Annotated in this window: 2 protein-coding genes and 2 pseudogenes; 1 reads left to right on the top strand and 3 read right to left on the bottom strand. The window is 53.4% G+C overall.

Annotated features, from left to right (window positions below):
• Together B2W96_RS06570 and B2W96_RS06575 are read right to left on the bottom strand one after the other, a co-directional pair.
• Nucleotides 1–286, bottom strand: a pseudogene (locus tag B2W96_RS06570) (threonine synthase); the annotation flags it as partial.
• A 30-nt stretch (nucleotides 287–316) separates the two neighbouring features.
• Nucleotides 317–505 carry a YlcI/YnfO family protein gene (locus B2W96_RS06575; protein ID WP_293009488.1) on the bottom strand — a complete coding sequence of 63 codons (189 nt, stop codon included), beginning with the start codon at nucleotides 503–505 and terminating at the stop codon, nucleotides 317–319.
• Nucleotides 506–639: 134 nt separating this feature from the next.
• Here B2W96_RS06575 and B2W96_RS06580 point away from each other — a divergent pair, with 134 nt between their 5' ends.
• Complete coding sequence (locus B2W96_RS06580) at nucleotides 640–828, top strand: hypothetical protein (protein ID WP_293009489.1); 189 nt, start codon at nucleotides 640–642, stop codon at nucleotides 826–828.
• Nucleotides 829–898: 70 nt separating this feature from the next.
• On the opposite strand, the pseudogene B2W96_RS06585 reads toward B2W96_RS06580, so the two are convergent.
• Nucleotides 899–1,363, bottom strand: a pseudogene (locus tag B2W96_RS06585) (pyridoxal-5-phosphate-dependent protein subunit beta); the annotation flags it as partial.

Genomic DNA, 1,363 nt, shown 5'->3' on the forward strand with positions numbered 1-1,363 from the left:
TGCCAAGCCCCAGTTCTTCCGCAAGGCGCGGCTCCTCGTAAAGCGGGCTGTTACCCACCCGCAGGGGAGTGTTTTCGGTGCTTTCCTCGATGGGCAGCAGCTCGCGGTAGCGCCACATGGTCATGTCCCGCCGGTCCGCCAGCTTTTCCTTGGTCAGTTGGGTTTTGATATAGTCGTAATCGTATTCGATATCCAGAATGCCCCCGCAGTCGCAAATGGTCAGGTCGGGCACGGCGTCATGGGTCTTGCTGCAGCGGGTGCACTTGCCGTATTTCACATTTTTCATGGTTGGGTTCTCCTTATTCAATATAGGCATTCACGCGTCGTCCGTGTTCTCTTCCTCCCGCAGATTCTCCAGCGCCACCCGCACCGCCTCCACCACGAAGGCAGTAAATGTGCAGTCCTTTCCGCGAATCGCTTCCTCCACCTCGTCGATTACATCCGTAGGAAAACGAATAGATTTACTGGTAGTGGACGGAATTTTCGGAATTCTAAACTTTCTCATCTCAATACCTCGCAATACATTTTATACATCAATTGTATTGCAGATATCATTTGCATTCTGGACCTCATTTTGAGCCGCAAATCGTATTGCATTTTAATGTTAATAATGGTAGAATATAGTTGAGGTGAGCGTGTATGATAACTTTTCCCGGAAAAGAAGAAGAATTTCCCAAGTATTACACAATCATTTTCAATGCAGTCACAGATGCCCTCAAAGAGCTGGACGCGGGAAATCCCGGGAAAGCGAAGGCTCTTCTGATTCGGAGCCAGCAGGAGGCGGAGGAAGCGTTCCTCTCCGTCTTTGAGGGACCGGAGGACAGCTAAACGTCAGGGCGGGGCTTTCAGCCCCGCCCTGAGGCGTTTTTATCAACTTACAAAAGGGGTATACTCCCGCTTACAGAGACTTCAAAACGCCGGTGGCCTCGTTGAACTCGTTGATCAGCGCGTCCAGTTCCGCGGCCTGCTTGTGCACTGCGTCCCAAGTGCCCTCCACGTTGTACCATAGGTCGTTCAGGTCCTGCACGGTGCGGCCCTGCTGCTCCACCCAAGTGTAATACTTCAGGTTGTGGATGCGCTTGCGCTCCTCATAAGTCAGCTCCAGCAGGTTGTCGGTCTTCACGCCCAGCATGTGCAGGGCATGGTCCAGAGCAGCTTCCTTCTCGGAGTATGCGCCGTGCTGCTCGTTCAGCTCCTCGATACGGCTGCCGTACATCACGGCGGAGTCGGTGAGGACGGTGGCAACCACGTCATGCTCGGTCAGCTCGTAATACTTCGCCATCTTGATGCAGCACAGCACGTTGGCAATGCCGGAAATGCCAAGCCAAGTCAGCTTTTCGATCAGCTCCGCGTCCAGCTTCAG

Origin of the sequence: Oscillibacter sp. UBA6647 (assembly GCA_002455655.1) — a bacterium.
Taxonomy (GTDB): Bacteria; Bacillota; Clostridia; order Oscillospirales; family Oscillospiraceae; genus Oscillibacter.